Annotated in this window: 24 protein-coding genes; 12 read left to right on the top strand and 12 right to left on the bottom strand. The window is 65.6% G+C overall.

The annotated features are described in order from the left end of the window. The first annotated feature begins 189 nt into the window (after positions 1–189). From ccmA to O1Y97_RS04865, 5 genes are all read left to right on the top strand, one after another. Positions 190–801: a heme ABC exporter ATP-binding protein CcmA gene (ccmA, locus tag O1Y97_RS04885; protein WP_183263429.1), complete on the top strand. Its 612-nt coding sequence runs from the start codon at positions 190–192 to the stop codon at positions 799–801. A 243-nt stretch (positions 802–1,044) separates the two neighbouring features. Further along, a complete protein-coding gene (gene ccmB, locus O1Y97_RS04880; protein WP_318763298.1) occupies positions 1,045–1,710 on the top strand; it encodes a heme exporter protein CcmB in 666 nt (221 codons plus the stop codon). Positions 1,711–1,836: 126 nt separating this feature from the next. Then, the gene (gene ccmD, locus O1Y97_RS04875; protein ID WP_108606276.1) at positions 1,837–2,007 is read left to right on the top strand and encodes a heme exporter protein CcmD; all 171 of its coding nucleotides are present in this window, start codon (positions 1,837–1,839) and stop codon (positions 2,005–2,007) included. Next, positions 2,004–2,582 carry a DsbE family thiol:disulfide interchange protein gene (locus tag O1Y97_RS04870; protein WP_318763297.1) on the top strand — a complete coding sequence of 193 codons (579 nt, stop codon included), beginning with the start codon at positions 2,004–2,006 and terminating at the stop codon, positions 2,580–2,582. The genes ccmD and O1Y97_RS04870 overlap by 4 nt, the downstream gene beginning before the upstream one ends. Positions 2,583–2,609: 27 nt before the next feature. Continuing rightward, complete coding sequence (locus O1Y97_RS04865; RefSeq protein ID WP_318763296.1) at positions 2,610–3,665, top strand: DUF2332 domain-containing protein; 1,056 nt, start codon at positions 2,610–2,612, stop codon at positions 3,663–3,665. Positions 3,666–3,673: 8 nt separating this feature from the next. On the opposite strand, the gene O1Y97_RS04860 is transcribed toward O1Y97_RS04865, so the two are convergent. The 5 genes from O1Y97_RS04860 to dapF all read right to left on the bottom strand — a co-directional run bounded on the left by O1Y97_RS04860 (position 3,674) and on the right by dapF (position 8,600). Beyond that, positions 3,674–3,841, bottom strand: coding sequence for a hypothetical protein (locus O1Y97_RS04860; protein WP_108609643.1), 168 nt, complete (start codon positions 3,839–3,841; stop codon positions 3,674–3,676). Positions 3,842–4,007: 166 nt separating this feature from the next. Further along, positions 4,008–4,661, bottom strand: a complete 654-nt coding sequence (locus tag O1Y97_RS04855; RefSeq protein ID WP_318763295.1) for a septation protein A — start codon at positions 4,659–4,661, stop codon at positions 4,008–4,010. Between the two features lie 3 nt (positions 4,662–4,664). Continuing rightward, positions 4,665–6,419 (bottom strand): signal recognition particle-docking protein FtsY, encoded by a 1,755-nt coding sequence (gene ftsY, locus O1Y97_RS04850; protein WP_318763294.1) that lies wholly within the window; start codon positions 6,417–6,419, stop codon positions 4,665–4,667. A 13-nt stretch (positions 6,420–6,432) separates the two neighbouring features. Beyond that, positions 6,433–7,716 carry a tRNA (N(6)-L-threonylcarbamoyladenosine(37)-C(2))-methylthiotransferase MtaB gene (gene mtaB / locus O1Y97_RS04845; RefSeq protein ID WP_318763293.1) on the bottom strand — a complete coding sequence of 428 codons (1,284 nt, stop codon included), beginning with the start codon at positions 7,714–7,716 and terminating at the stop codon, positions 6,433–6,435. Next, a complete protein-coding gene (gene dapF / locus O1Y97_RS04840; protein WP_318763292.1) occupies positions 7,716–8,600 on the bottom strand; it encodes a diaminopimelate epimerase in 885 nt (294 codons plus the stop codon). The genes mtaB and dapF overlap by 1 nt, the downstream gene beginning before the upstream one ends. Positions 8,601–8,821: 221 nt before the next feature. Between dapF and O1Y97_RS04835 the strand changes: the two genes are divergently transcribed. Further along, a complete protein-coding gene (locus O1Y97_RS04835) occupies positions 8,822–9,367 on the top strand; it encodes a protease inhibitor Inh/omp19 family protein (protein WP_183263420.1) in 546 nt (181 codons plus the stop codon). A gap of 32 nt (positions 9,368–9,399) precedes the next feature. Next, positions 9,400–10,581 (top strand): cell division protein ZapE, encoded by a 1,182-nt coding sequence (zapE, locus tag O1Y97_RS04830; RefSeq protein WP_318763291.1) that lies wholly within the window; start codon positions 9,400–9,402, stop codon positions 10,579–10,581. Positions 10,582–10,624: 43 nt separating this feature from the next. Here zapE and O1Y97_RS04825 read toward each other — a convergent pair whose 3' ends face one another. After that, positions 10,625–11,329 carry a ceramidase domain-containing protein gene (locus tag O1Y97_RS04825; RefSeq protein WP_108606268.1) on the bottom strand — a complete coding sequence of 235 codons (705 nt, stop codon included), beginning with the start codon at positions 11,327–11,329 and terminating at the stop codon, positions 10,625–10,627. 204 nt (positions 11,330–11,533) lie between these two features. Here O1Y97_RS04825 and O1Y97_RS04820 point away from each other — a divergent pair, with 204 nt between their 5' ends. The 4 genes from O1Y97_RS04820 (at position 11,534) to O1Y97_RS04805 (ending at position 14,732) form a co-directional block, all read left to right on the top strand. Next, positions 11,534–12,289, top strand: a complete 756-nt coding sequence (locus O1Y97_RS04820; protein ID WP_318763290.1) for a DUF1223 domain-containing protein — start codon at positions 11,534–11,536, stop codon at positions 12,287–12,289. A 411-nt stretch (positions 12,290–12,700) separates the two neighbouring features. Continuing rightward, positions 12,701–13,084 (top strand): DUF2794 domain-containing protein, encoded by a 384-nt coding sequence (locus O1Y97_RS04815; RefSeq protein ID WP_108606266.1) that lies wholly within the window; start codon positions 12,701–12,703, stop codon positions 13,082–13,084. A gap of 107 nt (positions 13,085–13,191) precedes the next feature. Further along, positions 13,192–13,710, top strand: coding sequence for a GNAT family N-acetyltransferase (locus tag O1Y97_RS04810; protein WP_318763289.1), 519 nt, complete (start codon positions 13,192–13,194; stop codon positions 13,708–13,710). Then, positions 13,707–14,732, top strand: a complete 1,026-nt coding sequence (locus O1Y97_RS04805; protein WP_318763288.1) for a histone deacetylase family protein — start codon at positions 13,707–13,709, stop codon at positions 14,730–14,732. The genes O1Y97_RS04810 and O1Y97_RS04805 overlap by 4 nt, the downstream gene beginning before the upstream one ends. A 5-nt stretch (positions 14,733–14,737) precedes the next feature. Here the strand turns inward: O1Y97_RS04805 and O1Y97_RS04800 are convergent, their stop codons facing one another. After that, positions 14,738–15,289: a DUF308 domain-containing protein gene (locus O1Y97_RS04800; protein ID WP_318763287.1), complete on the bottom strand. Its 552-nt coding sequence runs from the start codon at positions 15,287–15,289 to the stop codon at positions 14,738–14,740. A 257-nt stretch (positions 15,290–15,546) separates the two neighbouring features. Between O1Y97_RS04800 and O1Y97_RS04795 the strand changes: the two genes are divergently transcribed. Beyond that, on the top strand, positions 15,547–17,658 hold the full coding sequence (locus tag O1Y97_RS04795; protein ID WP_246389635.1) for a putative bifunctional diguanylate cyclase/phosphodiesterase: 2,112 nt from the start codon (positions 15,547–15,549) through the stop codon (positions 17,656–17,658). Between the two features lie 36 nt (positions 17,659–17,694). On the opposite strand, the gene O1Y97_RS04790 is transcribed toward O1Y97_RS04795, so the two are convergent. The 5 genes from O1Y97_RS04790 to amaB all read right to left on the bottom strand — a co-directional run bounded on the left by O1Y97_RS04790 (position 17,695) and on the right by amaB (position 23,157). Beyond that, entirely contained in the window at positions 17,695–19,338 is a 1,644-nt protein-coding gene (locus tag O1Y97_RS04790) for a copper resistance CopC/CopD family protein (RefSeq protein WP_318763286.1), read from the bottom strand. Between the two features lie 4 nt (positions 19,339–19,342). Further along, positions 19,343–19,873: a copper chaperone PCu(A)C gene (locus O1Y97_RS04785; protein ID WP_183263412.1), complete on the bottom strand. Its 531-nt coding sequence runs from the start codon at positions 19,871–19,873 to the stop codon at positions 19,343–19,345. A 102-nt stretch (positions 19,874–19,975) separates the two neighbouring features. Then, positions 19,976–20,356 carry a hypothetical protein gene (locus O1Y97_RS04780; protein WP_183263411.1) on the bottom strand — a complete coding sequence of 127 codons (381 nt, stop codon included), beginning with the start codon at positions 20,354–20,356 and terminating at the stop codon, positions 19,976–19,978. 95 nt (positions 20,357–20,451) lie between these two features. Further along, positions 20,452–21,498, bottom strand: a complete 1,047-nt coding sequence (locus O1Y97_RS04775; protein ID WP_318763285.1) for a proline racemase family protein — start codon at positions 21,496–21,498, stop codon at positions 20,452–20,454. Positions 21,499–21,642: 144 nt separating this feature from the next. After that, positions 21,643–23,157, bottom strand: a complete 1,515-nt coding sequence (gene amaB, locus O1Y97_RS04770; protein ID WP_318763284.1) for an L-piperidine-6-carboxylate dehydrogenase — start codon at positions 23,155–23,157, stop codon at positions 21,643–21,645. Positions 23,158–23,664 lie beyond the last annotated feature (507 nt).

Genomic DNA, 23,664 nt, shown 5'->3' with positions numbered 1-23,664 from the left:
CGGCCCCAAGCAACCCGAGCCGTTCAAGGCGGCGCGTGCGCTGGTTCGGCGCATATTCGCTTTCCATGCCGACCGCTGGCATGGTCGAACTGGCATATAGAGAATTAATTGGAATAGTTCTAGACGGAGATTCGCCTATTTTGCTGTGACGCAAGGCAGCGGCGACAAGACTTCGGCGATGGGGGACGGATGCGGCTGATCGCCGAAAATCTCAGCGGAGAGCGCGGCGGCGAGGCTGTCTTCACCGGCATCGGCTTTGCGCTCGAGGACGGCCAGAGCCTTGTCGTCACCGGCCCCAACGGCTCGGGCAAGTCGACGCTTTTGCGCGTCATCGCCGGGCTTTTGCCGCATGCATCAGGACGAATCATGGTCGAGGGCGGGGGCGAGGAGTTTTCGACCGTCGCCGCCGCCTGCCACTATCTCGGCCACCAGAACGCGATGAAGGCAGCCCTCACCGTCAACGAGAACCTCGCCTTCTGGCGTGACTTCTCAGGCGACGGAAAGCTCGGCATCGCAGATGCGCTCGAAGAGGTAGGCCTCGGCGGCCTCGGCCACCTGCCCTTCGGCTACCTCTCCACCGGCCAGAAACGCCGCGCCGCCATCGCCAAACTGCTCATCAGCCACCGCCCGGTCTGGCTGCTCGACGAGCCTACATCGGGCCTCGACAAGGCGTCCGATGTGCGCTTCGCGGACTTGATGAAGGCGCATTGCTCCGCCGGCGGCATCATCGTCGCCGCGACGCATCTGCCGCTTGGGCTGGTGGGGGTGAAGACCCTGGAGATGGGGCGAGTACATGTTTAGCGCCGTATCCGGCCCGCATCAGCGCCCTACGTTGCCCCCCTCTGTCCTGCCGGACATCTCCCCCACAAGGGGGAAGATTGGCAGCTCGACCCGCTTCGCCAGTCCTGCGGCGCCGGAGATTGGCGCGGGCAGCGATGACGGCGTGATCTCCCCCCTCGTGGGGGAGATGTCCGGCAGGACAGAGGGGGGCGTGAAGAAGCGCCAACTTTTCAATGCCCGCGCGCGAACGAAAAGGCAGCCCTCATGCTAGCCCTCTATCTCCGTGACCTGCGCATGGGCATCCGCGCCGGCGGCGGGGCGCTGACGGGCGTGCTGTTCTTTTTGGCCGTCATCGTCACCATCCCTTTCGGCGTCGGCCCCGACCTCAATTTGCTCGCCCGCATCGGCCCGGCGATTCTCTGGATCGGCGCGCTGCTCGCCAGCCTGCTCGGCCTCGACCGCCTGTTCCAGGCCGACCGCGAGGACGGTTCGCTCGACCTCCTGGTGCTGAATTCCGACCGGCACATGCTGGCGCTGACCGTGTTCGTCAAATGCCTGGCGCACTGGACGGCGAGCGTGTTGCCGCTGGTCATCGCCGCCCCGCTGCTCGGGTTGTTGATGAACATGTCGCTGCTAGGTATTGGCGCTGCGGCGCTGACGCTGCTCGTCGGCACCCCGGCCATCGTCTTCATCGGTGCCGCCGGCGCAGCGGTGACAGTCGCCCTGCAGCGTGGCGGACTGCTGATCTCGGTTCTGGTGCTGCCACTGGTCATCCCGGTGCTGATCTTCGGCGTCACCGCGAGCTACGGTGCGGTCAACGATCCAGACCCGTTCACCCCACCCTTCATGATCTTGTGCGCGCTGAGCATGTTCCTGGCCGTGATCGGGCCGCTGGCGGCGGCGGTCGCCCTGCGCTCGGGCACCGACTGATCACGATCGCTTCAAGACACACGGTGCGGCGCGGCGTCCGATTGCGCGGCGGCACACCCGCGGCTAAGTGAAGGACATGGCCGGAAACAGCGACATGATCGATTTTTGCCAGCGCACGGGTGCCCGATGAGCGCGCACGCCCTCTATGTCGCCGCAGCCTACGGCGTCTCGGCGCTGGCGATCGCCGGGCTGATCATCTGGATCCTCGCCGACCAGCGCGCCCGCAAGCGCGAAATGGCCGAACTCGAGGCAGCCGGCCATCGCCGCCGCTCCGACCGCAGTGGAACCGCGTCATGACCATCGAAACCGAAAAGCCGGCACGCCCGCGCAAGCTGTTCGTGCTGCTGCCGTTGCTGGTGTTTCTTGCACTGGCAGCGGTTTTCCTGATGCAGCTTTTGTCCGGCCGCGATCTGTCGGTCGTGCCCTCGGCGCTGATCGGCCAGGCCGCGCCCAAGACCGTATTGCCGCCGCTCGAAGGGATTTCGCTTCCCGGTCTCAACTCGGCTGAATTCATCGGCAAGGTGACGCTGGTCAATGTCTGGGCATCGTGGTGCGGGCCGTGCCGTGACGAGCACCCGGTGATCGTTAGCCTGTCCAAGGACGACCGCCTGACCATCGTGGGGCTGAACTACAAGGACAAGGCGGAAAACGCGCGCCGGTTCCTCGGCGATCTTGGCAATCCCTACGACGCGGTTGGCGTCGACCCTAACGGCCGCGCGGCGATCGACTGGGGCGTCTACGGGATTCCGGAGACCTTCCTCGTCGGCAAGGATGGCAAGATCGCGTTCAAGCATGTCGGCCCGATGTCGCCTGAGACGGTAGCAACCACACTGATGCCCGAGATCGAAAAGGCTGCCGCCGCTTCCCAATAAGCAGCTGTGCGGGTTAGGGTCTCCGCCATGTCCGATGGCGACCCTTCCTCTCGCATCCGCGCCCATTTCCACAATCAGGCCGATGCCTGCGACCAACTCGGCTCGCCTTTCACCGCACGGCTGTGCCGGGCGCTGGCTTCGGTGCTCGACGGCCGAACGGCGGTCGGGCGAAAGCTACTGGGCTGGCCCGGCGATGCGCGCGCCGACGCGCTGGCGCTAAGGCTGTGCGGCGGACTGCATGCGCTGGTGCTGTCCGATACCGACGCGGGACTGGCAAAAATCTATCCGCCCGAGACAGCCGACGACCAGGCTATCGCATTGGCTGTTCCCGACGCGCTGATACGCAACGAAGCTCACCTACTGGCCATGCTCGAAAGCGCGCCGCAAACCAACGAGATCGCCCGCTCGGGCATGCTGCTGCCGGGGTTTCTGGCCATATCAAGGGACAGCGGCCTGCCTTTGGAGCTGGCCGAGATCGGTGCCAGCGCCGGGCTGAACCTCTTGTTCGACAGTTTCGGCTATCGCTACGGGGAAAATGGCTGGGGCAGCACGGTATCGCCCGTCCAGCTCGCGCCCGACATCAGGGGCCAGGCACCGCCGCTGTCGGGCAACCTGCAGGTCGCCGCACGGGCAGGCTGCGATATCGCGCCGATCCGGATCTCCGACCAGGCGCAAAGGCTGAGGTTGCGTTCTTATGTCTGGGCCGACCAGGCGCTTCGGCTCGAGCGGCTCGACGCCGCGATCGGCCTCGCCAAACAGGCACCGCCAATGCTGGTCAGGCAAGGTGCCGAGGAGTTCGTGGAAGGCTGCCTTGCCGGACGAAAGCCGGATGCAGCCTTCGTGCTGTTCCACTCGATCATGTGGCGGTACATGCCTGAGACGACGCGGGCGGAAATCTTGCAGCTGCTTCAGGCGGCAGGCGCGGCAGCGACAAGGCAGTCGCCGCTCTACTGGCTCAGGATGGAGCCGCTTGTGGCGGGCGACCCGTTTGCAACGCTCAGCCTGACATCATGGCCGGGCGGCACCACCAGGGCGCTCGCCCGCTGCGACTATCACGGCCGCTGGATCGAATGGCTGGGGTAAGCCGGAGCTTAGCCGTAGACCTGCTTGAAGGCCTGGTACAGCATTTCGCTGCGGTCGGCGCGCATGTCGGCCAGGTCGCGACCGGAGAAGCCGTCGATCTCGGCAACGAGGCGCTTGTACTGCTTGCGCTTGGAGGCGCTTTCACGGGCACGGGTCAGAAGGCTGTCGAAAAACATGGTGCGTTCCTTTTCATCATGCCGCTGGTGGCGGCGCGATTTGACCTCCCTGATCAATCTGACGATGACATAGGAACTGCTGCGCCGCAAAATAAGATGCTGCAATGCAGCAATGCGCGACACGCATGGCGACCCAACGAGGCGTCAAGAATTGGTGTGGTTCGGCCTACTTGCCGGCGTGCTCTTCCAGCGAATGGCGCATGATCAGCGGCATCTGGCTGAAGGTGAACAGAAGTGTGATCGGCATGATGCCCCACACCTTGAACGCCACCCAGGTGTCGGTCGAGAACGAACGCCAGACCACCTCGTTGACCACGGCCAGGAACAGGAAGAACAGCCCCCAGCGAAAGGTCAGCTTGCGCCAGCCTTCGGCGTCGAGCCGGAAGGCGGAGGCAAAGACGTAGCCGAGCAGCGACTTTCCGAACAGCAGCCCGCCAAGCAGGATCGCACCGAACAGGGTGTTGACGATGGTCGGCTTCATCTTGATGAAGACGTCGTCCTGCAGATAGAGCGTCAGCGCGCCGAAGACGAAGACTACGACGCCCGAGACCAGCGGCATGATCGGCAGCGAACGGGTCAGAAGCCACGACGCGATCAGCGCCACCGCCGTGGCCGCCATGAACAGGCCTGTGGCGATGAAGATCGGTCCGCCGAGCTCGGCCAGCGTCGGAAACTGCGACGCCAGCCATTCGCCGCGCGCATTGGCGAAGAAAAACACGACCAGCGGCCCAAGCTCCAGCACCAGCTTGAGCAGCGGGCTGACCTCTTCCTTCTTGGTCGTTGGATCCGAAGGGTCGCGTTCGAAGATCGGTGCATTCATGGGTCAGGCAACTCCTGCGATCGCCTTGGCGAAATCGCTTGCCGAAAAGGGTTCGAGATCGTCGACCTGTTCGCCGACACCGATGAAATAGACCGGCAGCTTATGTTTGGCGGCGATTGCGACCAAAATACCGCCGCGCGCCGTGCCGTCGAGCTTTGTCATCACCAGGCCGTTCACACCTGCGATATTGCGGAATATCTCGACCTGATTGAGCGCGTTCTGGCCGGTTGTGGCGTCGACCGTCTGCAGCACCGTGTGCGGCGCTTCGGGATCGAGCTTGCCGAGCACACGCACGATCTTTTCCAGTTCGGCCATCAGCTCGGTCTTGTTCTGCAGCCTTCCGGCGGTGTCGATGATCAGGACGTCCGAGCCAGCTTCCTTGGCCTTCTCGAAAGCGTCGTAGGCAAGGCCTGCGGCATCGGCGCCGAGCTTGCTGGCGATGACCGGCGACTTGGTGCGTTCGCCCCAGATCTTCAGCTGCTCGATGGCCGCAGCACGGAAGGTATCGCCGGCAGCGAGCATCACCGACAGCCCGCCTTCGGTCAGCTTGGCCGCGAGCTTGCCGATGGTGGTGGTCTTGCCGGTGCCGTTGACGCCGACGACCAGGATGACATGCGGCTTGTGCGAAAGATCGAGCTCTAGCGGCAGCGCCACCGGCTTCAGCACCTTCTCGACCTCGACCGCCATGATCGAGCGGACCTCATGGTCGGAGACGTCCTTGCCGTAGCGGCTGGCAGCCAGCGCATCGGTGACGCGCAGCGCGGTTTCGACGCCGAGGTCGGCACGGATCAGCACGTCCTCGAGGTCCTGCAGCGTGTCTTCGTCGAGCTTTCGCTTGGTGAAGATGCCGGCGATGTTGCCCGACAGCTCCTTCGACGAGCGCGACAGGCCCTGGCGCAGGCGCTGGAACCAGCTTTGCCGCGGCGCTGGCGCGGCAGCTTCGACGATTTCAGCCTTCTGCTCGACCTTCTTCTGGGCAGTGACCTTGCCGGCCGCGGGTTTCTGGGCAACAGGCGATGGCTGGGCGTCCTCTCCCCCCTTGGGGGGGAGATGGTCCGAAGGACCAGAGGGGGTTGTCTCGGCAGTGCTCGGCGCCTGCGTAGCTTCGAATTGTGTCGCGTCCGACGATTCGACGACCCCTCTCGGCCGCTGCGCGGCCACCCTCCCCTCGAGGGGGAGGGGAATCGCAGGCGCAGGCTCGGCTTCGGCGGCCACTTCGGGCTGCGGCGCAACCTCATCGCGAACAGGCACTTCGAGCGGCGGTTCGGCTGGCACAGGCGCGGGCTGGACAGGGACTTCCTCGGGCAGCTCGGGCGTGGACGGCTCCGCCGGCGGCAGCGGAACTTCTGCCGGCGCTGGCTCCGGTTCGACCGGGCTCGGCGCAGGCGCAGGCTGCTCGGCGGGCTTTTCCGGCTCGACAACAGGAACTTCCGGCGCGGGTTCGGGCTTGGGCTCCTCCTCGGGGGCAGGCTGCGGCGCGGGCTCGACCGGTACCGGCTGCTCGGCAGGCTTCGGTTCGGGCACAACTGGCGGCGCCGACGGCCTTTCAGGAGCAGGTTCCGGCTTCGGCTCCTCGACCGGGACTGCCGGCGTCTCCACTGCAACGGGCGTTTCCGGAGCGACCGGAGTCTCTTCCGTCGGCTTCAGCGCCTCCAGCGCGTCGAAATTCAGCGGCGGCAGGACCTCGTCCTCGGCCGGCTGCTCGACGGCTTCCTTCTTGCCGAAGGAAAAGACTTTCTTGATGAACCCGAATGCCATGCGGTTGCTTTCGTCAGGCCGCACGTGCGGCGGCCGGTGCCGCTGTCAGCCGCTCGCCGTCATGCCCGGCGATGTCGACCTCGACGATTTCGCCCGGTTCGCCGCAATCGAGCGCGACGAGCGTGAAACCTTCAGTCCTGCCGAGACCTTCGCGCTCGACCAGCACCTGTTGGCGCGTGCCCGCGAGGCTTGCGAGATGGCCCTGGTAGGCCCCCTCGCCGGCGGCGCGCAGGCGCGCGGCACGCTGCTTGACGATCTCGCGCCTGACCTGCGGCATGCGCGCGGCGGGCGTGCCTTCGCGCGGGCTGAACGGGAAGACGTGGAGATGGGTCAGCCCGCACTCCTCGACGATGCGGATCGAGTTCTCGAACATCTCGTCGGTCTCGGTCGGGAAGCCGGCGATGATGTCGGCGCCGAAGACGATGTCGGGGCGCAGCGCCCGCACGTCCTGGCAAAACTGAATCGACTGGTCGCGCAGGTGGCGGCGCTTCATGCGCTTCAGGATCATGTCGTCGCCCGATTGCAGCGACAAATGCAGATGCGGCATCAGACGCTTCTCGGTGGCGACCGCCTCGAGCAGATCTTCGTCGGCCTCGATCGAATCGATCGAGGACAGGCGCAGGCGACGCACATCCGGCACCTGGCGCAGGATGGTCTTGACCAGCTTGCCGAGGCGCGGCGCGCCCGGCAGGTCGGCGCCGTAGCTCGTCATGTCGACGCCCGACAGCACCACCTCGGCATAGCCGTTGCCGGCGAGACGCTTGATCTGCTCGACCACAGCCCCCATCGGTACCGAACGCGAATTGCCGCGGCCGTAGGGGATGATGCAGAAGGTGCAGCGGTGGTCGCAGCCGTTTTGGACTTGTACAAAAGCCCGCGCGCGTCCCTCGATGGCGTCGACCATGTGGCCCGCCGTCTCGCGCACGGAAAAAATGTCGTTGACGCGGGCCTTTTCGAAATCGTTGACGCCGAAATCTGGCAGCGCGCGATAGTTGTGCGCCTTGAGCTTTTCTTCGTTCCCGAGCACGAGGTCGACCTCGGTCATGTCGGCAAAGGCGGCCGGATCGGTCTGCGCCGCGCAGCCGGTGACGATGATGCGCGCGTCGGGGTTCTCGCGCCGCGCCTTGCGGATCGACTGCTTGGCCTGGCGCACGGCTTCGCTGGTGACCGCGCAGGTGTTGAAGATGACGGCGCCGCCCTTGAGCTCGTCGAGCCCGGCGGCCTTGGCCTCGCGCTTCATCACCTCGGATTCGTAGGTGTTGAGGCGGCAGCCGAAGGTGACGACATCCACCGCCATCAGGCGACGTCCTGCCGGTCGCGGGTCCAGTCGCCGGTGGCCGGATCGAAACTGCCGGAGAATTCCCACTCGGCCGGACCGGTCATCACCACGTGGTCGTCGGCGCGCCAGTCGATCTGGAGAGTGCCGCCGCTCGGCACGGTGACCGTGACGGTGCGGCCGGTGCGGCCGGTGCGTGCGGCGGAGACGGCAGCGGCGCAAGTTGCCGAGCCGCAGGCCAGCGTCAGGCCGGCGCCGCGCTCCCAGGTGCGCAGGTTCAGCGTTTCGCGCGACGTCACCTGCGCGATCGATATGTTGGCGCGCTCGGGGAAGATCGGGTGGTTTTCCAGCAGGGGGCCGAAACGGTCGAGGTCATAGGACCAGACGTCGTTGTCGACCCAGAAGATGGCGTGCGGATTGCCCATCGAGGCGACCGACGGCGAGTGCAGCACCGGCGCGTCGATCGGGCCGATCTGCAGCTCGATGGCGCGCGTGTCGCGGAACTCTTCCGCCAGCGGAATGTCCTGCCAGCCGAAGCGCGGGGCGCCCATGTCGACGGAAATGGAGCCGTCCGCGTGCTCTTCGGCGTTGAGGATGCCGGCGACGGTCTCGAAGGTGAAGACCTTCTGCCCGGCTTCGGCGGCCAGCGCCTGGACGACGCAGCGCGTGCCGTTGCCGCAGGCCTGGGCATGGCTGCCGTCGGCGTTGATGATCTCGATGTAGTTGACCGTGCCCGGCGTGCGCGGGTCATGGATCGCCATGATCTGGTCGAACTTCGTCGCCGGATCGGCGGCGAGCGCAATCGCCGCGGCGGGCGCAACACGGTCCGTGCGACCGCGCATGTCGGCAACGATGATCTCGTTGCCGAGCCCGTTCATCTTGGCGAATGGGGCCTCACTGGCCATGGCGGACATTACTCGTGGCTGTTCGGCGCCTATATGGCGGAAACATCGTCGAATTACCAGTCTCGCGGCGCGCCAGCCTATTGAGGCAATTTTGCAACAATTTCATATGCAAACCCTATTTTAACCATATCGGGTTGAAATTCTGCCAACTTCGCCGCTTTAGAGGCGAGCTATCGATCGCGCGGGGGCGCCCCCAGAACTGCCCCGACGGAGGGACTGCAATGGCTTTTTCGAAAACCGGCCTACTGGCCGCATCGCTGGTAGCGCTGATGACGGCCGCCGGCTGCACCAGTTCGCGCCTTTCCTCGATGGACACACAGCCCGCACCGCTGCCCGCGGCACCTGCAGGCACGGTGACCAGCGGCCAGCTGCCGCCGCCAGCAGCACCCGGCGCAGCCAGCGCCTCGCAGTTCCCTGCAGCACCCCAGCAGCAGACCCAGGTCGCCGCTTTGCCCGCCGACGGTGGCGCCGCTGCCGCCAATGCGCCCGACCTCACCGCGGCAAGCGTCGCTGGTGTGTGGAGCGCTTCGGTTTCAGGCCAGAGCTGCAAGGTGGCGACGCCGCAGACCAAGTTCGGCCAGGGCTTCCGCGCCGGCCCGCTGCGCTGCCCGGCACCGGTCGACGGCGTCAAGTCGTGGAACGTCGCCGGCAAGCAGCTGACGCTCTATGATGAAGGCGGCTCGCCGCTGGCCAGGCTCTATTCGTCGGGCGCCGGACGCTTCGACGGCCAGACCTCGAACGGCCTGCCGATCTCGCTCAACCGCTAAGAGCAAATTTCGAATTCGTGCCAGAGTGAACCATGCACCTGCGTGACGGCCTACAGACCCATGTGACCGTCAGGCAGCGTTATGACCATCTGGTCGAGCTCGGCAATGTCCGGCGCGATCCGGCGCAGCTAGCCATCATCGCGGCCCTCGACAGGCTGATCGACGAGATTTCCGACAAGCGCCTGGCGCGCAAATCGAGCGCGCTCGGCTGGCTGTTCGCCAAGCGCAAGCCCCAGCGCGAGCCTGTGAAGGGGCTCTATGTCTATGGCGGCGTCGGCCGCGGCAAGACCATGCTGATGGACATGTTCTATGAGCTCGTGCCGGTCAAGCACAAGCGCCGCGTCCATTTCAACGACTTCATGGCCGACGTTCACGACCGTATCCAGAAGCAGCGTGCGGCGCGCAAGAACGGCACGTCGCGCGACGACGATCCGATCCCGCCGGTCGCCGCAGCCCTTGCCGAAGAGGCCTGGGTGCTGTGCTTCGACGAGTTCTCGGTCACCGACATCGCCGATGCGATGATCCTGTCGCGGCTGTTTTCGGCGCTGTTCGGGCTCGGGGTGGTGCTCGTCGCCACCTCCAACGTGGCGCCGAAGGACCTTTACCGCGACGGACTGAACCGCCAGCTGTTCCTGCCCTTCATCGCCATGCTCGAACAGAACGCCGCGGTGCTCAACCTCGATGCCGACACCGATTACCGGCTGGAGAAGCTCGACCGTGTCCCGGTCTATCTCAGCCCGCTCGGCGAAGCTGCCGACCAGGCGATGGACAAGGCCTGGGCGGCGGTGACCCATGGCGCCGCGGCACAGCCGGCGACCGTCGCCGTCAAGGGCCGCAAGGTGCATGTACCGGCAGCGGTCGACGGTTGCGCTCGCTTCGGCTTCGCCGATCTCTGCGACAAGCCACTGGCGGCACGCGACTATCTTGCCATTGCGGCGCACTATCAGACGATCTTCGTCGACCACGTGCCGGTCATGGCCGAAGCCAACCGCAACGAAGCCAAGCGTTTCATCCTGCTGATCGACACGCTCTACGACCAGAATGTGCGGCTAGTGCTCAGCGCCGCCGCCTCGCCCGACAAACTTTATGCCGGCAAGCGCGGCCATGAGGCCTTCGAGTTCGACCGTACGTCGTCACGCCTCATCGAGATGCAGGGCGCCGAATGGCTCGACCGCTGGGCCGAACGGCACGCTCAGCCGGCAGTCTCTGCCTGACCGACCGGGCTTGTCGATGGCGCGCGGCCATGCCCGCGCCTGTTCACTGCCATGCGCCGACGGCTCCCGACATCGACTGAGGCTCCGTCCGGGGCTTTGCGTAGCGCGTCGTTGCGGCCATCAGCACGCCGAGCATCAGCCCGTTGAGCACATGCCACATGAAATGCGTGCCGATCGGCATGGCATCGCAGACCATCGGATCGAGGACCCGGCAAGTGACGGAGCCGAGAAAGATCGCAGCAGCAGCGAGATTGTACCAACCGGCCGCGCTGCCCTTGGCGATGACCACGCAGCCGAAGAAGATCAGCGCCAGGAATGGCGGCAGGTAGCCGGTGGTGCCGTTCGAGGCCGCGCGCAGCCAGTCGGGCACCATGTAGGTCAACAGACCGACCGCGATGTAGAAACCAAGGAAGATGGCCAGCGCCTTCGGCCAGGCCATGCCGGCGAAACGCCTGAGGTTGAACAGCGTATAGGCGAGCGTGAAGCCGGCAATGGGCAGGATGTCGGCCCATTTAGTGGCTTCGGTGGCGAAGGTATGGAACAGCGTCGAGCCGATGCCGATTGCCACCACCCACCAGCCCAGCACCTCTGCGAAGACGCCCGCCTTCAGCCTCCGCGCCTCGTAGACGCCCCAGAAACCGGCGGCGAAGAAGGCAAGGTTGCTGACCGCATTGAGCGGTTCGGCCCACAGGCCGGGGCCCAGCCGCTCGCAGTAAAGATCGACATGTTGGCTTAGCTGTTCCAGCATCGATGCTTCCCCCGCCGGTACCCGATCCTACCCATCTAGGGGCATTTTTCGATAAGAAATTCCGCACGCCGAAGGTGACGCAGCGGAAATGCATAGCTGCCAAAATTTCACCGCAACGTGACTTCCCGTTGAATGGCGCATCTGCCACATATTTCGCCAACGACAAGAAAAGCCGGTGACGTCGGCTGAGGATCCGGATTGGTCATGGAGTTTCGAAGATATTTTCGGCTGGCAGCCGTGGCGCTGGCCTTTACCGGATTTGCCGGTTCAGCCAATTCCCAGGTGAAGGATCGTCCGCTCGGCGTGATCGAGCTTTTCACCAGCCAAGGCTGCAACTCCTGTCCTCCCGCCGACGAACTGTTCGCCGAGTTCGCTGCCCAGGATGACATGGTGGCGCTTGCCTACCACGTCACCTATTGGGATTATCTCGGCTGGCAGGACAAGCTGGCGAGCAACGACAACACCGAGCGCCAGTATGCCTACATGCGCGCCTTCGGCTCGCGCTCCGTCTACACGCCCCAGGCCGTCATCAATGGCCGCACCCATGTCAACGGTGCCAAGCGCGAAGACGTGACCGGCGCGCTCGACAACCTCGCCAAGACCGGCCAGGCGATGAACATCGACATCAAGATCACGGAAAACCCCGACACCTTCACCATCGATGTCGGAGCCGCCGAGGGGCCGAGCAGTGCAGCCCATGTGGTGGTCGTCCACTACCAGGCGCCACAGGAGGTCGATCTCCAGAAGGGCGAGAACAAGGGCCGCAAGGTCACCTACTGGAATGCCGTCACCGACCTGCATACCGCTGGCATGTGGCACGGCAAGGCACAGCGCTACGAACTGCCCAGGAGCGAAGTGGAAAAGAAGGGCGGCTGCGCCGTCCTGCTGCAGGCGGTCGGCAAGGATGGCCTGCCCGGCCCGATCCTCGGCGCGGCGGTGGTGCGCAGGCCGGTCAACTAGACGCGTCCCGGACGAACCCGAACCGGCATGCAAAAAAGCCGACGCCAGCTTGCTGCCTGACGTCGGCTTCAGATTTTGGGATCGTCGCACCTGGTTCCAGTAAGAACCGAGGTTGGTTCGATCCGACTCGGGCCCGTGGGCGGGGGGCTTGGGGTTTACGAGCCAGTGCCGGACCGAACCGTCTCAGGCAACGGGGCTAAATTCGTCGGACATTGGGGCGTCAGCGCGGATAAAAAACGGCAGGAATGTGGCGAGTCATCACCAATTCCAACAGCCTGTCTTGTAAACGTTACCGTTGCGGTAACCCCATGTGCATCGTTCGCCGCATGGTTTGATTCGCCGCCGCGGGTTGCAATTCCGGCGCGAATGGGCGATTCTTAGCCGTAGTCGTATTCTGCAAGGGAACGATTGATGACGGATCGCGGTGCTGGAGCGGAGGATGGCGAGACATCCACAGTGATCCCGCTTCATGAGGCCCGGCGGGAGCGCCCGGACCTCCCGGTCGCGTTCGAGAGGCGGGAGCTCGACCAGATCCTCAGGCTCTACGGACGCATGGTTGCCGCCAATGAATGGCGCGACTACGCCATCGACCATCTTAGCGACCGCGCGGTCTTCTCGGTTTTCCGCCGCACCAGCGAAACCCCGCTGTTCCAGATCGTCAAGGACCCCCGGCTCGCCCGCAAACAAGGTGCCTTCTCGGTGATCGCCGCCGGCGGCCTGATCCTCAAGCGCGGCCACGAACTGGCTCGCGTGCTCGGCGTGTTCGACAAGCGGCTTAAGGTCGTCGAGGCCTGAGCGCATCGGGACATGGCGGCCGGATCCTCGCAGCCAGCGACCGAATCCTGCTCGCCACGGTTCCGCCGGATGCTATCAAGATCGCATCCGCGCGGGAGTTCGACCGAATGAGCATCACAGCCAAGCGGCCAATCGCCGTCACCATTCGCCCGGCGACATCGGACGATGCGGCGCTGCTGATGCAGGCCATCACCGGCCTGGCCGAGCATGTCGGCGAGGCCGACGGCGTAGCTTGCACCGAAGCGGACCTGCGGCGTTTCGGTTTCGGCGAAAACCCGGCCTTCGAGGCTGTCATCGCGGAAGTGGATGGCGCGTTTGCCGGCATGTGCCTGTTCTTCCCGATTTTCTCGAGCTGGTACGGCCGCCCCGGCGTGTTCGTCCAGGACCTTTATGTCGACAAGCATTTCCGCAGTCTCGGCATCGGCGAGCGGCTCTTGCGCCATGTCGCCGGGCTTTGCCGCGACAGAGGCGGCGTCTACATGCGCCTGGCGGTCGACGACGACAACGCGCGGGCGCACCCCTTCTATGTCAGGCTCGGTTTTGCTTGGACGAGCGATCAGCGATCCTACCTTGCCAGCGGCGACGCTTTTGCCGGTCTGAGCGGAGCCATCGGGGAGCAGACATGAAGACCTTCTACGCCGACGAGCAGAAGCACCACGCCCCCAAGGCTTTCCTGTCGATGGGGATGCAAAAGCCCAATCCGGAACAGCCCGAGCGCGTCGAGCGCCTGCTTTCGGGCGCCCGCGCCGCAGGCTCGACGATCCACCGCCCACCCAGTTTCGGCCTAGGCCCCATCGCCGCCATCCACACGCCCGAATATATCGAGTTCCTGGCCCACATCTTCGAGCGCTGGCAACGCATGGAAGGCGCGTCGGCCGAGGTGATCCCCAACATCCACCCCTTCGCCCGCAACGGCAGCTATCCGGCAGGCGCTGCCGGCCAGGCCGGCTATCACATGGCCGACACCGCCTGCCCGATCTCGGCCGAAACTTTCGACAGTGCCTGCTGGAGCGCCTGGAGCGCGGTGGCCACCGCTGACGCCGTGCTGTCCGGCGAGCCGGCCGCCTATGCACTGTGCCGGCCGCCGGGCCACCACGCCTTCGCCGACGTTGCCGGCGGCTTCTGCTTCTTCAACAATTCGGCCATCGCCGCGCAGCGGCTGCGGGCGACCGCCTCACGCGTCGCCATCCTCGACGTCGACCTGCATCACGGCAACGGCACCCAAGGCATCTTCTACGCAAGGTCCGATGTGCTGACGGTTTCGCTGCATGCCGATCCGAGCCGCTTCTACCCGTTCTTCTGGGGCCATGCCGACGAACGCGGCGAAGCGGGCGGCCTCGGCTACAATCTCAACCTGCCTTTGCCACGCAAATCGGGCGACGCCGAGTTTCTCGCCGCGCTGGATCACGCCAGCCGCCGCATCCAGGCTTTCGCGCCCGATGCACTCGTCGTCGCGCTCGGGCTCGACGCCTTCGAGGGCGACCCGTTCGGCGGCCTGTCGGTCACCACGCCGGGCTTTTCGCGCATCGCCGAAGCGATCGCTCGCCTCGGCCTGCCCACTGTCATGGTCCAGGAAGGCGGCTATCTCTGCGATGCGCTCGGCGACAACCTGACCGCCTTCCTCACCGGCTTCTCCGGCGCGCGCTGACCGGATCAGGCCCCGGCGCGGATGCGCCAGGCGCGATAGAACAGAAGCAATGCGTAGAGCAGCATCAGGATCGTGGCGATGCGCATCAGCGTCGCCGCACTGGTCAGCGGCACGAACATCAGCGCCAGGCCGAAGGCGGCATAGACCGCGCCACCTACCAGCGTCGGCCAAAGCCGCGTCTGGCGCTCGCTGTCGATGAAGCTCGACACCATCTCGATCAGCCCGACGACCAGGGCAAGAACGCCCACCAGCCCGGCCATGAAGGACAGGGTGAAGACATTGGCCAGGATGCCGCTGGCCAGCACGACCACGCCGGCGGCGATCGACAGGACGTTGCGCGCCAATGCCAGCCAGTGGCCGGTCGTACGCGCCGCCGCATGATCGATCGTCGCCAGCCCGAGCACGCCATCGACAAGCAGCAGGCCGCCGCCGACCATGACCAGCAGCTTCACCGCCTGCACCGGATAGAACAACCCGACCAGAGCCGCAGCAACGATCAGGATGCCCCGCAGCGCCGTCAGTGTTGCCTCGAAGCGTTTGGTCTTCGTCTCGGCCATGTCTTGCTCCTTTGAACTGAGACGTCCATTTGTGCGAGATAAGCTCCGGATTCGCAACCAGGGCGATTGCTCGCGATTGGCCAGTAGCCGCTCCCTCCGGATATCGCACCGGCGACACCTTGCACAGGCGATTCCTCGCCACCGAAGTCGTCTAGCCCGAGCGAAACCATTGTTACATTAGGGAATTCTTTCATCTTTGCTGTGAACACTCGTTCCGGGGTCTGCCAGGAAGTCCTGGCTGGAATTGAGGCGTGGCGATGTTCAAGGTCATTTCCTGTCTTGCTTACGAGCATGACTATTCATTCGTGGTCATTGCGGCGATCGTCTGCGTCGCCGGTGCGGCCATGACGATGCGGCTTTTCGACCGCGCCGCGCGCCTCTCCCCCGAGGCCCGCTTCGCCTGGATCATGCTCTCGGGCGTCGCCTGCGGCTCGGCCATCTGGACCACCCATTTTGTCGCCATGCTTGGCTTCCAGCTGCCCTTCGACGCCGCGTTCAATCCTCTTTTGACGATTGCCTCGCTGCTCATCGCCATCGCCTTCACCGCTGCCGGACTGCATCTCTCGGCAACGCCGCCCAACGGCATGCCGGTCGAAACCGGGGGTGCGGTGATCGGTATCGGCATCGTCGCCATGCACTACACCGGCATGAGCGGCTACGAGTTCGCCGGCCGGATCGAATGGGACGCCAGGCTGGTCGAGGCCTCGATCCTGTTTGCCGTGGCCTTCGGTGCGCTGGCGATGCACCTGGCGGCCCGCCAGCGCATACGCTTCGCCAAGCCCCTGTCGGTCGTTGCGCTCGTGCTCGCCATTTGCGCCATGCATTTCACCGGCATGGGTGCGGCAACATTGGTGCCCGATCCCTCGGTGCCGGTGCCGACAAAGGTATTTTCGAGCGAATTCCTGGCCGTCCTGGTGCTGGCCACCATGGCGATCATCGCCGGCCTGACGCTTTATGCAATGGATGCCAAGTCGCAGCGCGAACTGGTCGACAGCTTCCGCCATGCCGCGCAGCACGACCCGCTGACCGGCCTGCCCAACCGCGCATTCCTTTCCGACAATCTGCCCGCGATGCTCGAGCGTAGCGCCGCCGCCGGCAAGGAAGCAGCCGTCATCGTCGTCGACCTCGACCGCTTCAAGGAAATCAACGACGTCCACGGCCACAATGCGGGCGACCTGCTGCTGCAGACCCTTGCCAACCGGCTGAAGGCGCTGACCGGCCCGGGCGAGTTGGTGGCGCGCGTCGGCGGCGACGAATTCGTCGCCGTCAAGCAGGACATCGGCTCCAGGCAAGAGGTCGACAGCTTTGTCCGCCGCCTCGTCGACAGCGTCCTCGATCCCATCCACAACAAGGCCAAGACACTTTCGGTCGGCGCCAGTGTCGGCGTCAGTCTTTATCCCGACCATGCGGGCGACGCCGACGACCTGATCGGTGCCGCCGACCTTGCCATGTATCGCGCCAAGCGCGCCCTGACCGACAAGATCTGCTACTATGACCGGTCGATGGACGAGGGCCGGCGCGAGCGCAGTGCGCTCGCCATCGAGCTTCGCCATGCGCTGGATCGCGACGAATTCGAGCTCTATTACCAGCCGCAGCACGACATGAAGAGCGGCGAAGTGACCGCTTTTGAGGCGCTGCTGCGCTGGCATCACCGCGAACGCGGTCTCGTCGCCCCCGAAGAATTCATCCCGATCGCCGAGGAGAACGGGCTGATCATCCCGATCGGCGAGTGGGTGCTGCGAACCGCCTGCGCCGAAGTGGCGACGTGGCGCAAGCCCTACAAGATCGCCGTCAACATCGCCGCCGCCCAGCTCACCCAGGCCGACCTGCCTAGGGTCGTCCACGAGACGCTGCTGGCGACCGGCCTCGCCGCCTCGCGGCTGGAGCTCGAGATCACCGAGGCCAGCATCATCGAGGACCGCGAGCGCGCCTTGCATGTGGTGCGCCAGCTCAAGGCGCTGGGCGTCACCATCGCCATGGACGACTACGGCATCGGCTATTCGTCGCTGTCGACGCTGCAGATCTTCCCCTTCGACAGGGTCAAGATCGACCGTTCCTTCGTCGAGGACGTGGCCAATGACAGCGCGTCAGCTGCGATCGTCCGGGCGACCATCCTGCTGGCCAACGACCTCCGCATCCCGGTGCTCGCCGAGGGTGTCGAAAAGCAGGAGAACTTCGAGTTCCTGCGCGCCGAGGGCTGCTCCGAAATGCAGGGCTTCCTGTTTGGCCGGCCCCAGCCGCTATCGGAGATCGCAAGCCTCGTCGGCCGCGAAACCCGCCCGGCCGAGACGCCGAAAGCGTCGACCTCGGGCGTGCGCCGCATCGAGGCCTCGGGCCTGGCGCTCAGCCGCCAGTCGGGCGTCGCCTGACGGAGGTGCCGCCAGCTAGGCTCCGTCCGCTCAACTCTATGGGCGGATGGTGATCTCGCTGGTCAGTGTCACGCGTTCGGTCGCAGAGATCTCGACGTCGATCGCCGCCGTCCATGTTCCCGGCACAGGCAGTTCCATGCCGTCGATACGCCAGGTGCCGTCGCCGGGCTTGTGCGCGCTGACGCTGATCGGCGCCACCTTGGCTTCCGCATGGTTCATTCGCAGCGTCACGCTGCGCGCGTCGAGCGGGCCGAAATCGCCCGACATGATCACGATCGAGGCGCTTACGGCGCCGGCGCGTCCGGGCGTGAGACTGACGTCGGCCATCGCCTCCGGCGTATGAACATGGAATGTCGCCGGTTCGGCTGCCTCGATCGCCAGCACGCGCGGCGGCGGCGTGAAGCGGAAGCCGGCGACGGCCGCAAGGATCGCCACCATGACCAGCGTCTCGAGGACGATATTGCGCGCAAGCCGTCGCTGCGCATCCGGCTGCGCGACCAGTGACGGTTTGGTCAGCTTCCATCGATTGACGGCGGCAAGCAGCAGCAGCGGCACGACGAGCGCCAGCTTGATCAGCAGGAGCCGGCCATAGGCCGTCTGCCATAGGGCTTGGACCTTCTCCACCTGGATGACGGCCAGCACCACGCCGGCAGCAATCAGGGCTGCGACCACATAGGGGATCGCGGTCGAGAAACGGCGCAACGCCTCGCCGGCATCGGGCGCACGGTGGCGGCAGGCCAGGCCGAGCGGCACGAGCGCGCCGGCCCAGAAGGCGATGCCCGCGCCGTGGACGAAGACCATCGGCCGCGTCAGCCATTGCGGGGCGGCCGCGCTGGCGTGCCCGCTTGCCGCGAGCGCAGCACCTGTGCCGACGAGTGCCGCCAGCGCCAGCCCACGCGCCAGCGCGCCCTCGCTCGCCAGCGCCAGAAGCGCCAGCGCCAGCGCCATGAAGGCGATCGCCGCGGTGAAACCGTAGCTGGTCGCAGCCGCCGCCTGCCAGGTGACCGGCTGGCCAAGCAGCCCGAGCGGCGCGCCGAGCGCATCGAGCCCCTGCAGGCCGAACGAGACAGGTGCTGCGACCAGGCCGAGAGCGGTGAAGGCGGTGACGGTCGCCATGCCGTGGCGGCTCTTGGGTGCAAGCCAGGCCAGTGCAAACGCGCCGCCGGCGCCGAAGAACACACCGAGATAAAGCGCGAGTTTTGCCGCCCAGAGAGTCGCCCGCAACGTCTGGTCGTTCAACTCGGGCGTCACCGGCGGCGTGGCGCTGGGGCTGCCGACGGAAAAGGTTGAATAGCCTGCGACCGGATGGCCGTCGGTCGAAACCACGCGCCATGACAGCAGGTAAGTGCCGCTGGCGGCATCATTTGCTGGCAAAGCGATGCTCAGGCTGTCGTCCGAGACATCGCCGATGAGCCGGACAGAACCCCCGTCCGGCCGCAGAAGTTCGATGACCAGAGGTGTCACCGGCTCGCTGAAGGTCAGCGTCGCTTGCGGCGGCAACGTCTGGACCACCGTACCTTCGGCCGGCGTCGCCCGCAGCAACGAGGCATGGGCCGCGGCCATGGCAGTACCGCCGACAAGGATTGCGGCGGCCAGCAGGAACCGGGCGAGCAAGGCTGCGAGGCGCGCGCCTTCAGGCGGCAGGCCGCCCTTGGTGCGGAGCAGATGGCGCGCGCCCATGCTGTCAGTGACCGGAATGGTCTTGGCTCTGGCCGCCCATCTTGTCGGCCTGGAACTCGACCGTCACCGTGCCTGCCTTTTCGAAGGTCAGCGTGCCAGAGAACTTCTCGCCTTCCTTCACCGGCGCCTTCAGGCCCATGAACATGATGTGATAGGCGCCCGGCTTGAGCGCGACTTCGCCGCCGGCCGGGATTTCGACGCCCTCGGCCACCTGGCGCATGGTCATCACGCCCTTGGCGTCGACGGCCATCTCGTGGATCTCGGCCTTTTCGGAGACATCCGACTGGATCGAAACCAGCCGGTCGGCTTCCGCGCCGGTGTTCTTGACGGTGAGATAGCCGGCGGCAACCTTGGCCCCGGCTGGCGTGGCGCGCGACCACGGGTGGCCGATCTCGAGATCGCCGACCTTGAAGCCGTGGGCGAGTAAAGCATGCGTCGAGGCAAACAGCAGCATCGCCGCAAAGACGATGATGCCGAGACGTTCTTCGAAGCTGCGGAAGAGCGGGCGCGCAAAGGCGCGAGCGGAATTGGTCATGGGGAACTCCGATATGGAATGGAAGCGCCAGCCATCGTGGCGCGAGGTTCGTTTTCAGGCGAAATTTCACTACGCCGCGGGCGTTTGCGCGCGAAAGTGATCTCAGGCGGCCGGTGGCGGCGCGCGCGGACTGCCCGGATCGTGCTTCGCAGCCGTAGGCGGATCGCGCCGCACGTGAACGAACGCGGCTGCCATTGGAAACTGCAGCGTGACCGGCAATGCCACGCCGTCGGGCGGCATGGCCATTGCAGTGGAGAACATGTTGCAGCCGAGCGTGCAGCATTCCGGCAGGCTCGGATGATCGCTCTTGGCAGGCGCTGTGTGGTCAGTGGCTGATGTAATGCAGAGCGGGTTGCCGAAGATGTCGAGCGGCGGCGTGCCCTGCCCAATCGCCAGCGCTGCGGCCGCCGTCTGCAGGACGAGCATCAGCGCCGCGGCAAACGCGACCCCAAATCCCCATCCCTGGCGGCGAAACACGACCAAGCGGCCCGATCCTCAGCTTCGATGCCGAATTGATAGCATCATCGGCAGGCCCGGAGAATTACCGGAAACTGCGACATATTCTTTGATCTGGCGCATTACCGCAGCAGGAAGCCGCGGCCAAGTTCGTCGCCCGCCTCAATCGAGAAGCTAGAACGCCCCGAATAGAACGCCCGCCCGCCGACCTCGACGCGAACGGCATCGAACCGCCCGACCTTGTCGGCGCGCACCGCCTTGCCGGAAAACACCGCACCGGTGACGCTCTCGAAGCGGCGCTGTTCGCCCCACCCAAGTGTTCCCCGGGCAACGGCAACCGCGATCCGCGCGGACACGCCGGAACCTGTCGGGCTGCGGTCGACCTCGCGCTCGGCAAAGACGCAGAGATTGCGCGTCGGATCCAGCGCCCCCTCGCCGCCGTCGGTCAGGATGGTGCCGTAGAGGAAGGCAAGATCTGGGTCGTCGGGATGTTCGAGCGGCAGGCATTTCGCCACCGCCTTGGTGATGCGGTCGGCGGCATCGACCAGCCGGTCGAGCGGCGTTGCCTTGAGATCGAGCCCGATCGAGGCGGCCTCGACCAGCGCGTAGAAGGCGCCGCCATAACCGACATCGAACGTCACGCCGCCCAGCCCCGGCACGTCGATCTTCTGGTCGAGCGCAAAGGCGAAGGACGCCACGCTCTCGAAGGACGCAGCACCTGTGGCGAAGCCATCCGCCGTCCTTTCGACCTCGACCCTGACGTTGACCAGCCCGCACGGGCACTGCAGCCTGACCTCGGTCACCGGCACCTGGGGCGCGACGATGCCGTGATCCACCGCATAGCGTCCGAGCGCGATGGTGGCGTGGCCGCACATCGTCGAGTAACCCTCATTGTGGATGAACAGCACCGCCATGTCGGCGCCGGGCAGGTCGGGCTCCACCGGGATCACGCCGTACATGTCGTAATGGCCGCGCGGCTCGAACATGATCAGCTTGCGCAGGTGGTCGAGGTTTTCACGGGCGTGCCGGCGCTTGTCCAGGATCGTCGCGCCGGGGATCGGCGGATAGCCCGAGGTGACGATGCGCACCGGTTCGCCGCCCGTGTGCATCTCGACCGTCTCGATGGTGCCGTCCAAGCGGCCATCGCCGCTGATGCTGAGTTCGACCATGTCCACCCCGTTCTGCTTCCGCCGCGATCTGAGCCGCTTCGCCGCCGCGCCGTCAAGCTTCGTAGCCGAAGCAAACAAAAAGCGCCGCCTGCTTTCGCGGGCGACGCTTTGGTTTCGGTCAGGCCTGTTGGCTCACCCGATAACTTATTCGATGTCGAACGACACGCCCTGCGCCAGCGGCAGCGCCTTGGAATAGTTCACGGTGTTGGTAGCGCGGCGCATGTAGGCGCGCCACGCGTCCGAACCGCTCTCGCGGCCGCCGCCGGTCTCCTTTTCACCGCCGAACGCGCCGCCTATCTCCGCGCCCGAAGTGCCGATGTTGACGTTGGCGATGCCGCAGTCCGAACCCTCGACCGACAGGAAGCGCTCGGCCTCCTGCAGGTCGAGCGTGAAGATCGACGACGACAGGCCGGCGCCGACCGCGTTGTGCAGTTCCAGCACCTGGTCGAAGTCGGAATACTTCATCACATAGAGGATCGGCGCGAAGGTCTCTTCGAGCACCGGGCCGACCTGGCCCGGCATCTCCACCAGCGCCGGCTTGACGTAGAAGGCGCCGTCATGGCCGTTGTCGACGCGGGTGCCGCCGGTGACCTTGCCGCCATGTCCGGCTGCTTCCTTCAGCGCCTTCTGCATGCCGTCGAAGGCGGCCTTGTCGATCAGCGGGCCGACCAGCGCCGAGGTCTCCAGCGGGCTGCCGACCGAAACGCTCTCATAGGCCTTCTTCAGGCGCGGCACGAGCGCGTCGTAGACGCTGTCATGCACGAACAGGCGGCGCATGGTGGTGCAGCGCTGGCCGGCGGTGCCCATGGCGCCGAAGGCGATGGCGCGCAGCGCCATGTCGAGATTGGCCGAGGGGCAGACGATGCCGGCATTGTTGCCGCCGAGCTCGAGGATGGCGCGGGCAAAACGCTTGGCCAGCCGGGGGCCGACATCGCGGCCCATGCGGGTCGAGCCGGTGGCCGACACCAGCGGCACCTTGGGGTGGTCGACGAGCACCTCGCCGACGGCGCGGTCGCCGATCAGCACCTGCGACAGGTTTTCGGGCGCATCGGCACCGAAACGGGCCGCGGCGCGCTTGAAGATCGCGTCGCAGGCGAGTGCGGTCAGCGGCGTCTTTTCCGACGGCTTCCACACCACCGCGTTGCCGCAGACGAAGGCGAGTGCTGCATTCCACGACCACACCGCGACGGGGAAATTGAAGGCGGAGATCACGCCGACCACGCCGAGCGGGTGCCACGTCTCCATCATGCGATGGCCGGGGCGCTCGGTGGCAATTGTCAGGCCGTAGAGCTGGCGCGACAGGCCGACGGCGAAGTCGCAGATGTCGATCATCTCCTGGACTTCGCCCAGGCCTTCCGACGGGATCTTTCCCACCTCGATCGACACCAGCCGGCCGAGGTCGGTCTTGGCGGCGCGCAGTTCCTCGCCGAGCAGGCGGACGAGCTCGCCGCGCTTCGGCGCCGGCACGTTGCGCCAGGCCTTGAAGGCCGTGTCGGCGCGTTCGATGGCCTTGCCGGCCTCGGCAGGCGAGATCGACGTCAGCGCGCCGATCTGCTCGCCGGTCACCGGGCTGCGCACGATCAGGTCGCCACCGCTGAAATCGGCCTTGGCAACGCCCAGCCGTTCGAGAAGGGCAGCGGTTTCGCTGGTCACGTTCATGCTGATTACCTTTCCTCGTTCCTCACCACCCGCGGCCATCTGCGTGTCTGTTTTTGCTTGTCGCCGGCCGGGGCTTCATCGTTTGGTATCTCCGCGGGCCTTGCCGGGAGACGCTTGGCATTGCCTATAGCCTGATCGGGCACCGAAACACCACACCAGTCGCAGCGCCACGGGCTCTGGCCGGCGAATTGGCCTGACGTGGTCCACAAAACCCGGCGGAAAGCACAGCTTGCAACCCGATTGGCGGGGCACAGAAGTTGTCGATGTGGGGGAGGCTGAAAAAACAACACCCGCCGGGGGAGGAGGTCCGGCGGGTGTCGTATTGGTGGCCAGCGTCTGGGAGGAGGTAGGCGCTGACCTATTCGTCGGAAACCTGGGAGGAGGTAGGCCCGACAAATTCGATGACCTACATCTAGCTCCGCCGGGTCGGGTTTTAAAGTGTTGATATTGCATAGGAGCTTTGCGTTTTGTGCAATGCAACATGATCGTCGCGCTGCAACATCAGGC

This window comes from Aminobacter niigataensis (genome assembly GCF_946995915.1).
In the GTDB taxonomy this organism is placed as follows: Bacteria; Pseudomonadota; Alphaproteobacteria; order Rhizobiales; family Rhizobiaceae; genus Aminobacter; species Aminobacter niigataensis.
Note: the sequence above shows the minus strand (reverse complement) of the source record. Positions and strands in the feature narration are given on the sequence as shown.

Excerpts from the sequence above, each read along its gene's own strand:
- O1Y97_RS04805 (WP_318763288.1), top strand. The coding sequence starts at position 13,707 with ATGAAGACCTTCTACGCCGACGAGCAGAAGCACCACGCCCCCAAGGCT.
- O1Y97_RS04825 (WP_108606268.1), bottom strand. The coding sequence starts at position 11,329 with ATGCTGGAACAGCTAAGCCAACATGTCGATCTTTACTGCGAGCGGCTG.
- O1Y97_RS04855 (WP_318763295.1), bottom strand. The coding sequence starts at position 4,661 with ATGAATGCACCGATCTTCGAACGCGACCCTTCGGATCCAACGACCAAG.
- O1Y97_RS04785 (WP_183263412.1), bottom strand. The coding sequence starts at position 19,873 with ATGACCAATTCCGCTCGCGCCTTTGCGCGCCCGCTCTTCCGCAGCTTC.
- zapE (WP_318763291.1), top strand. The coding sequence starts at position 9,400 with ATGCACCTGCGTGACGGCCTACAGACCCATGTGACCGTCAGGCAGCGT.
- O1Y97_RS04860 (WP_108609643.1), bottom strand. The coding sequence starts at position 3,841 with ATGTTTTTCGACAGCCTTCTGACCCGTGCCCGTGAAAGCGCCTCCAAG.
- O1Y97_RS04800 (WP_318763287.1), bottom strand. The coding sequence starts at position 15,289 with ATGGCCGAGACGAAGACCAAACGCTTCGAGGCAACACTGACGGCGCTG.
- ccmA (WP_183263429.1), top strand. The coding sequence starts at position 190 with ATGCGGCTGATCGCCGAAAATCTCAGCGGAGAGCGCGGCGGCGAGGCT.
- ccmD (WP_108606276.1), top strand. The coding sequence starts at position 1,837 with ATGAGCGCGCACGCCCTCTATGTCGCCGCAGCCTACGGCGTCTCGGCG.
- O1Y97_RS04795 (WP_246389635.1), top strand. The coding sequence starts at position 15,547 with ATGTTCAAGGTCATTTCCTGTCTTGCTTACGAGCATGACTATTCATTC.
- dapF (WP_318763292.1), bottom strand. The coding sequence starts at position 8,600 with ATGGCCAGTGAGGCCCCATTCGCCAAGATGAACGGGCTCGGCAACGAG.
- ccmB (WP_318763298.1), top strand. The coding sequence starts at position 1,045 with ATGCTAGCCCTCTATCTCCGTGACCTGCGCATGGGCATCCGCGCCGGC.
- ftsY (WP_318763294.1), bottom strand. The coding sequence starts at position 6,419 with ATGGCATTCGGGTTCATCAAGAAAGTCTTTTCCTTCGGCAAGAAGGAA.
- O1Y97_RS04870 (WP_318763297.1), top strand. The coding sequence starts at position 2,004 with ATGACCATCGAAACCGAAAAGCCGGCACGCCCGCGCAAGCTGTTCGTG.
- O1Y97_RS04815 (WP_108606266.1), top strand. The coding sequence starts at position 12,701 with ATGACGGATCGCGGTGCTGGAGCGGAGGATGGCGAGACATCCACAGTG.
- amaB (WP_318763284.1), bottom strand. The coding sequence starts at position 23,157 with ATGAACGTGACCAGCGAAACCGCTGCCCTTCTCGAACGGCTGGGCGTT.
- O1Y97_RS04790 (WP_318763286.1), bottom strand. The coding sequence starts at position 19,338 with ATGGGCGCGCGCCATCTGCTCCGCACCAAGGGCGGCCTGCCGCCTGAA.
- mtaB (WP_318763293.1), bottom strand. The coding sequence starts at position 7,716 with ATGGCGGTGGATGTCGTCACCTTCGGCTGCCGCCTCAACACCTACGAA.
- O1Y97_RS04775 (WP_318763285.1), bottom strand. The coding sequence starts at position 21,498 with ATGGTCGAACTCAGCATCAGCGGCGATGGCCGCTTGGACGGCACCATC.
- O1Y97_RS04865 (WP_318763296.1), top strand. The coding sequence starts at position 2,610 with ATGTCCGATGGCGACCCTTCCTCTCGCATCCGCGCCCATTTCCACAAT.
- O1Y97_RS04820 (WP_318763290.1), top strand. The coding sequence starts at position 11,534 with ATGGAGTTTCGAAGATATTTTCGGCTGGCAGCCGTGGCGCTGGCCTTT.
- O1Y97_RS04835 (WP_183263420.1), top strand. The coding sequence starts at position 8,822 with ATGGCTTTTTCGAAAACCGGCCTACTGGCCGCATCGCTGGTAGCGCTG.
- O1Y97_RS04810 (WP_318763289.1), top strand. The coding sequence starts at position 13,192 with ATGAGCATCACAGCCAAGCGGCCAATCGCCGTCACCATTCGCCCGGCG.